At 56.1% G+C, this 7,807-nt stretch carries 6 protein-coding genes; 2 read left to right on the forward strand and 4 right to left on the reverse strand.

Annotated elements, in window-relative coordinates:
- Positions 1-882: 882 nt before the first annotated feature.
- The 3 genes from bioB to ACYVJT_RS14735 form a co-directional block, all read right to left on the reverse strand.
- A complete protein-coding gene (gene bioB, locus ACYVJT_RS14725) occupies positions 883-2,088 on the reverse strand; it encodes a biotin synthase BioB (protein WP_343960222.1) in 1,206 nt (401 codons plus the stop codon).
- Positions 2,089-2,491: 403 nt separating this feature from the next.
- Positions 2,492-3,811 (reverse strand): SLC5/6 family protein, encoded by a 1,320-nt coding sequence (locus tag ACYVJT_RS14730; RefSeq protein WP_343960220.1) that lies wholly within the window; start codon positions 3,809-3,811, stop codon positions 2,492-2,494.
- A gap of 195 nt (positions 3,812-4,006) precedes the next feature.
- On the reverse strand, positions 4,007-5,446 hold the full coding sequence (locus ACYVJT_RS14735; RefSeq protein WP_343960218.1) for a trimethylamine monooxygenase: 1,440 nt from the start codon (positions 5,444-5,446) through the stop codon (positions 4,007-4,009).
- 313 nt (positions 5,447-5,759) lie between these two features.
- On the opposite strand from ACYVJT_RS14735, the gene ACYVJT_RS14740 reads away from it, so the two are divergent.
- Together ACYVJT_RS14740 and ACYVJT_RS14745 are read left to right on the forward strand one after the other, a co-directional pair.
- The gene (locus tag ACYVJT_RS14740) at positions 5,760-6,323 is read left to right on the forward strand and encodes a biotin transporter BioY (protein WP_343960216.1); all 564 of its coding nucleotides are present in this window, start codon (positions 5,760-5,762) and stop codon (positions 6,321-6,323) included.
- Positions 6,301-7,368, forward strand: coding sequence for an AMP-binding enzyme (locus tag ACYVJT_RS14745; RefSeq protein ID WP_343960214.1), 1,068 nt, complete (start codon positions 6,301-6,303; stop codon positions 7,366-7,368). The genes ACYVJT_RS14740 and ACYVJT_RS14745 overlap by 23 nt, the downstream gene beginning before the upstream one ends.
- A gap of 139 nt (positions 7,369-7,507) precedes the next feature.
- Here the strand turns inward: ACYVJT_RS14745 and ACYVJT_RS14750 are convergent, their stop codons facing one another.
- Positions 7,508-7,717 carry a hypothetical protein gene (locus ACYVJT_RS14750; protein ID WP_499418518.1) on the reverse strand — a complete coding sequence of 70 codons (210 nt, stop codon included), beginning with the start codon at positions 7,715-7,717 and terminating at the stop codon, positions 7,508-7,510.
- Positions 7,718-7,807 lie beyond the last annotated feature (90 nt).

A 7,807-nucleotide genomic window follows, 5' to 3' on the forward strand; every position in this document is an offset into this window, starting at 1 on the left:
CACGTAATTCTTGAGGGTATTTATAATTGGCCATAGTCCAATCAGCTTATCCTTCCGGGATATCTGGCACACCCTCCATCAAACCAGGGACGATTCAAACTGGAGGTTGCTGCCGCATCGGGTGTATTACTGTCAGCTACCGACGATCAGCCACTGAACTGGTGGGCCACGCAGTCACCTGGCGGAAGCCACAGCAGAAGTGCTGCACGGGGAGGGTCACTTGGCTAAGACGTATGGGCTGACGGCGTCGGAGGCTTTTTACCTATAACGATCTGACGGCAGCCCTGAGCGAGGTCCCGGGTCGTTCAATCGTGCACTGCATCGCTGAGTCGAAATCCGTAGTGGCTGCTCTCACCGAAGGTAGTGTTGGCACTGAACACGCATTGAGCATCGTAGATACATTTCATGCAGCCATTGCACAACGAAAGTTCACCGATCACCATGACACGCTGCAGAGCTTCACGGGGCGCTCAGCCAGCCACGGGAACTTCGTTGCGCGCCCTAGAGCTTGCATAAGGCACAAAACGAGGATCTCATTCGGTGACTAGTTGGACGTTAGTCCCATGAAGTGCAAGTCATGGTGCCATCGATGACTGCGCCAGATACTGATACCTCATCGAAGGTCACCTGACGGTCCGGAGCAGTATGCATCAGTAAACGTTATGTCTTCGGTCTCACCGTCGAGCGTCCCGGTGACGGTATTTGGATCGGAGTCGGCGTCTTCCGACGGCTCCTCAGCGGTGTTTTCTGAAGGTTCTTCAGCGTTGGCTTCCGAAGGGGTTTCAGCAGATTCTTCCGTTGCGATGCTGTGGTGATGGTGATATTTCGTTTATTGTTCACAGAAGGGTTCTAGTCAGGTATCCGGGCAGCACCAAACTGGACTTAGGCGTTGGGCTCATACTGTGTGCCCGCTCCTCGGCGACGGATTGTTGGGACGGTGAGGTTGCCTCCGGGTGCGGCACTGACCGATGTTTTCTTTCCACAGGGCAGGGAAATATCGCCCGCCTGTTCTTCCGGTGTAGTTTGTGGTTCTGGTCCGGGACTGGTGGCGGCCCGGTGCGCGTTGCGGTGCGCCAGAACGCGATCGCGTAATGCTGCAGCGGGTTCATCGGCGCCCACGATCTGGAAGCCGCCGTCGACGATCATGTCCAGATCAGCTTCGGCTGTTTGGCCCTCCACGGTCAGGTAGTCACCAAGGAACAATGAATTGGCCACGTGCAGGCTGACTGGCTGCCAGCTCCGGAGATGCATTTCTCGACCACCGGCGATGCGCAGTTCACGATCCGGGCACATGAGCCGGATCGCGCATAGGATGCGCATGGCCTTATGCGGCGATAGCTCATAGGTTCCGGCCAGCGGGGTGTCATCAAATGGGATCAGAAAGTTCACTGGAATTGAATCCGAGTCGACGGCTCGCAGCGATTCAATCGCCTCGACGACCTGCTCATGTGTTTCGCCCATACCCACGATCAGCCCAGAGCACGGCGACATCCCGGCATTTCGTGCGCGAGTGACCGTATCAACCCGGTCGGCAAACGTGTGGGTCGAGCAGATTTCTGGATAATGTGATTCGGCCGTGTTGAGGTTGTGGTTATACGCATCCACCCCGGCGGTCTTGAGGGTTTCAGCTTGGCCGTCTTTTAAAAACCCTAGGCATGCGCAAACTTCCACATCCGGGTTGCTGGATTTGATCGAGGTGACCATATCCGAGACTTTGCCAACATCCCGGTTTGATGGTCCTCGACCGGATGCAACTAAACAAACTCTGGAGGCACCGCCGGACAGGCCAAATTCTGCCTGGCGTTGGGCATCGGCCTTCGGTAGCCACGGGTATTTCAGGACATCTGTGTCTGACCCTAACCGCTGGGAGCAGTATCCGCAGTCTTCCGGGCACAGCCCAGATTTGAGGTTTACAAGATAGTTGATCTTGACCAGGTTACTGAAAAACTTTCGCCGCACCCGTGAGGTGGCGGCAACGAGCTCGATCAGGTCGTCATCCGACGAATTCAGGATAGTTAATGCTTCGTCCCGGCTAGCAGCTTGACCTTGGCAGGCACGCTCGGCGATTTGAGAAAATATATTGAACACTGTTCAAGAATTGAACAGTGTTCAGTAAATGTCAACTACATTTGGGAGCGATTACCGCGTACCGATTCGACGTCGTTTTGGGGTTGTGGCTCGTACTGGCCGGAGAGGTTTTGGGCGCTAAGGAACGGCCGTACCGGAGTGAAGAACATTGCCCATTTAGCTGACTGGAAGCGATGTGCCGAGTGCACGCCAGTCGTCAACCGCAAAAGGTGGTGCGGCCTGGATGGTTCTAGGAGTACGAACCCGCCGCCACAGCTCTTGATGCTCGCTACAAGAATCTACGCCTAGATTTTGTTGCGGATCTCGACAAGCCACAAGATGCCAAAGATATGCCGCGGGGCGAAGAACCGGGGCACATGGTGCGCGACCTGCGTCTCGTTAGCAGTCTGGTGCCGTTTGTGAATTAGAATCCGACCACGAACATCCGGTAGATAATGCAGGCCACGGCGGTGATCCCGGCGATGGTCACGAAAATATTGGATGCCTTGCCCCGATACTGTTTCAGCACATCGAAACGGTGAATGGCATACATCGGCAGCAAGTACAGCACGATGGCAATGACCGGTCCGACCAGGGTTTCGATCATATCCAAGATGCCCAGGTCCAGGATGGCAGCTCCCCAGGTGGCCAAGAAAATAAAGATCGCCACACCGATGTTGACGGCCCTATCTGATGGTTTCTTTCCGGCCGCTGTGGAAACCGATCGTACGATACCTGCGGCACCTTCGGCGGCACCGAGATAGTGGCCAAAGAATGACGAACCGATCGCGGCGATGGCCACTGCCGGGCCGATATACCCGATCAGCGGGGTGTCCAGGACCTGCGCCAGGTAGGACAATACTGGCAAGTTCGCCTCGCGGGCTTCTTGCAGACCGTCTGCTCCCAACGCCAGCACCGTGGACCACACAAAGCCCATGGTGAATATGACCAGCAGGATTGTGGTCCGACGCAGCACATGCTTTCCGCGAGCATCGGCCTGGTCACCGTAGCGTCGCTGCATCGCCAACGTGTATTGGGATACCGCCGGTGAGAAATTGAACGCGAAAATCAGCACCGGAATGACCAGCAGTAACGCCTGGGCCATATCTCCGAAGGACTCGGTGGTTTCGGTGACAAAGGTCAGATCCCATTGTGGAATCAGAAAGAGCGTGACACCTAAAAGCGCTGCAATCAGCGGATACACCAACCACTGCATGACCACCAGCATCAGGCGCTGGCCGCGGATCATCACCAACATCATCAGTGCAATAAGCACCCCGGATAGGAGCCACCGGGGCGGCGATCCCCAGCCGAGTTGTTGAACTAAAAGGTCGTCGACCGTATTGGTGATGGCAATCCCGTAAATCAGCACGATGGGGAATATCGCCAAAAAATATAGCACCGTGACAACTTGTCCGGCGGCTTCTCCAAACAGGCCCCGTGCTACAACAGTGATGTCTGACCCAGGATTCCGTGAAGCAGCCACGAAACGGGATAACCCGCGGTGGGCAAGAAAAGTCATCGGACCGATGATCAGGGTCGCGATGATCAGGGGCCATAACCCACCGGCACCTGCGTTGATTGGCAGAAACAGGATCCCCGCGCCGACGGCCGTGCCAAAGAGCGAAAGGGCCCAGCTGTTTTCGAACATCCGGGGACTTTGGAAGGCGCGCCCCTCTTGGTTATCCGGGTGATTGCTGGCCACGGGTTTGTGGTCGTCGGGATCGGTAGGTTCGTGCGACATGTGTACGCTGCTCTTTCTCGGGGCCGCTGCAGACCGTGAATCCTTCTTAAAAGTTTTCTATGGTACCCAATCATGCCCGAGAGGTCGGCGACAATGCCAAGGCTTGACCAACATTGGTGATCGCACAGGATGAGAACTCGGCCTCCCGCCACGAGCGCGACGGGAGGCCGAGGTGATCATGGGATTTGGAACGCCTTACGTTGTTTTTGCTGAAGCGGCCGTTTCTGTCTGGTCCAGCAACTTTTCGAGCTCATCTTTCGGCGGGGTGGACAGGTACCGTTGCAGTGAATCGTCGAGCTCCCGCAGCCATGGGGTGTGGTGGGCAGCGGCAAGCGTACCGGTCATCACGGAGCGGTGTTGTTTGTCCCGGTAGGTCAAAACGTTTTCGACCTTATCGTTGACCCACGCCTGGAATATTTCAACAACAGAGTCCAAGTCGAACATTGGGTAGTCGGTTTGTTCAATCAGGTCGCGAATGTAGTCGGCCTGGAACTGGATTTCTTCGGCTTCAGATGCAATGGCCTTGAAGCGTTGCGTCCATTGTTCAATGCTTTCGGCGCGCTCATCAGCCGATGGCAGCGGAGCGCGTCCCAAAATGAGGTCGCGCACATACCAGGCCTGGGCGTCAAACATGTTGAAGGTAAACCATTGATCCTGGGCGCCCAGGTAGTGCAGTTTGGGGTTGTTTTGCCAGGTAACCCCGCGGTAGAGACCTTGCGGGTAGACGTTATTGGAGGAATGGATGCTCAGGTCACTGGGCAAAAATGGGTACTTGTGCAAGTATCCGGTGCACAGGACGACCGCATCAAATTCGCGGACTTCGCCATTGACAAAGTGCGCCTGGCTGCCGTCGAAGCGTTCAACCAGTGGCAGTTCTTCCATGCCCTGGGGCCAGACGTGGCCGATTGCTTTGCTGCGGTAGCTCAGCGTCACGCTTCTTGCGCCCATCTTGTAGGCTTGTACGCCAATATCTTCGGCAGAGTAGGACGCACCGATCATCAGGACGCGCTTGTCCGCAAATTTTTCGGCACCGCGGAAATCGTGTGCGTGCTCGACAACGCCGGGGAATGTTTCGATACCCGCAAAACCTGGTACGTTCGGATGGGAAAAGTGCCCGGTGGCCACGATGATCTGATTAAATTCTGAGGACGTGGTCGTCTGGGTTTTGAGGTCTTCTACCGTGACGGTGAATGTGTCGGTGTCCCGGTGGTACTGCACCCACCGGACAGCGGTAGCAAACTGTACTTTGTCTTTGGCGTTGCTGGAGCGCAAACGTCCATCGATGTAGTCCCAGAGTACTTCGCGGGGTGGGTAAGACGATATGGGACGCCCAAAGTGTTCATCAAAGGTGTACTCAGCGAATTCTAGCGCTTCTTTGGGTGCGTTTGACCACAGGTTGCGGTACATTGACGAGTGCACTGATTCGCCATATTGGTCAATACCGGTGCGCCAGGAGTAATTCCACTGGCCACCCCAGTCGTCTTGTTTTTCGTAGCAGACAATCTCAGGGATTTCGGTACCGGCGCGTTCTGCCGATTCGAATGCTCGTAATGCTGCTAGACCGCTGGGGCCTGCTCCGATGATCGCAATACGTTGATCTGTCACAGTATCCTTATCCTTTCTAGGGTTCGTCATGCCGGTCAGCCTGATGGTGACATTCTGGGCGCAGTTTGCGCAGTCTCAACACCGGCGAAATGGCGGATCAGAGCAGGTCCGTCCTGAACAGGAGGGCATCTGAAGGGCTCTGCTCAACACCTCGTTGAAGCATGATCAATAATTGATGTTAGCAAATAAAGAACTTTCATTTGGTTTGCGTCACAATGCTCTTCCCGTGCCCAAGGCGACTGGCCGGTGCCGAAGGTGACACCGCATGCCGGTTCAAGCTACACTGAACACCGTTCAATGAACCGTGTTCAACCGTTTCGTTTTGAATGTCAGAGGAGTAGCCATGTCTGCTCGAGATATAGCCCGTATTGCGGTGTTTGCTGCACTAACTGCTGCAATGGGTTTAGTCGGTTCTATCACCGTGGCCGGCGGGGTGCCCATTACTCTGCAGTCATTGGGAATCATGCTGGCTGGTGCGGTGCTTGGGCCGTGGCGTGGTGCCGCATCCATGGGATTGCTGATGCTGGGCGTGGCCATCGGTCTTCCATTACTTGCCGGGGGACGAGGCGGCATCGGTGTCTTTGTTTCTCCAACGGCGGGGTATCTCATGGGCTATGTTGTGGCCCCCATTGTGATCGGCCTGATCGTCGGAAGCCGTCCAACTTGGTGGCGGGTCGCCCTGGGATGCCTGATAGGTGGCATCTTTGCCGTTTACCTTCTTGGTATACCGGGGCAGGCCTGGTTAACGGAACTGAGCATTGGCGAAACGGTGATCATATCGCTGGCATTCCTTCCCGGTGACCTGACCAAAATGGTGGTCGCTACACTGATAACCATGGGACTGTACCGCGCCTATCCACGAGCTTTTGAGAAAGAACAACAACGTGCCGCAGCTGTCAGCCATTAAGAGTGCCGATGCCGCAACCGCGTTAGCTCGGGCCCTAGAAATACAAGCAGCCGGGGCAGTGCCGCTTATCATTGATCCAGCAGCGCCCATCAGCTCCGAGACGCTGAACACCGCACTGCCCGAGACGGCTGCCTGGGCGGCCCTGACCTCCGGGACCACAGGCGAACCAAAGATCGTGGTGCGCAGTGCTGAAAGCTGGCGGGTAGCCTTTCCAGAATTAGACAGGCAGCTAGGCCTAGAACTGGGTGATGGACTCTGGATGCCAGTACACCAGGTCTCTTCTATGGCATTATTCACCGCCGCTTGGGCCCATGATTCAGAGCTTGAACTCGTCATACCGACAAAAGAAGATCCTGGTATAGCTCGCACTCAAGTCGCCCATCTGACACCAATCTGGTTGGAACGACTTGTCGACTTGATCGACGGCGGACAATCATCCATCCACACGGTGTTGGTCGGCGGCGACCGCCTCTCGGACCAGCTCAAGAAACGTGCAAACGCTGCTGGGCTACGCGTTATCTGCTATGTCGGCGCTACCGAACTGAGCCTTGTTGCCTGGGACCTCGGCAACGGCATGTGTCCCTTCCCGGGGGTTTCCACCACGGTCATTGACGGCCAGCTGTGGGTCTCGAGTCCGCAGGTTGCCCTAGCAGTTATCGGCGGTAGCCTGCCGTGCAAACGTATCGATGAGGTTGACTTCACCACCGTGGGAGATCGGGTTACCGAACACGAGGGGGTACTGGAATTTCTTGGCCGCACTGATGGCGCGATCATTACGGCCGGAGCCACCGTCATTCCGAGCGATGTCGAAACCGTGATCAACCAGCATGACGAAGTCCGAGCCAGTCTGGTGCTAGGTCAACCTGATTCAGTGCTGGGGCATCGGGTTGTTTCATGGTTTGAGGGTACAGCCGAGATCGCTCAGTTGCGCAAGTGGGTGCGCTCGCGGTTACCGAAAGCCGCACGACCTGTGCAGTGGCACCGGGTAGACCGTTTGGCGCGAACCGCTTCGGGAAAGGTTCGACGAATCGCTCCGACCACTTAGATTGTATATCGTGGTTGTCCCGGGGTGGCCGCGGTGACCAGGCCTCTTTATGCCCTACCTCGTGTGGCTGATGATAGGGGGCGACAGGTTCTAGGTCAGATAGATTGCCAGGACGGTTAGTCGAAGGCTCTTCCCGCGGCTACGCCCATTCTGAAGCCTCGTATTCAGCCGCATCACCCGCCATATTGCCAACCACCAGCTGGGTGCTCGAGGCGACATCATCATGGACGATGCGCATTTCCCGCTCACCACAGCCACCGGCCCGCAACAACGCAGCATCATGCCAAAATCTGCTGCAGAAAAACAATTCCTGGCGATTGGTGCCGGAGCGCAGGCTTATGTGGCTCATCGTAAAAATGAGTGTAGTTGGTGTCTGAATCCGCCGGTGTCGAGCAGTGCTCTGGTGATGTAATGCATGAGATTACGGAAGCCTAAGGCT

This window comes from Yaniella soli (assembly GCF_054782375.1).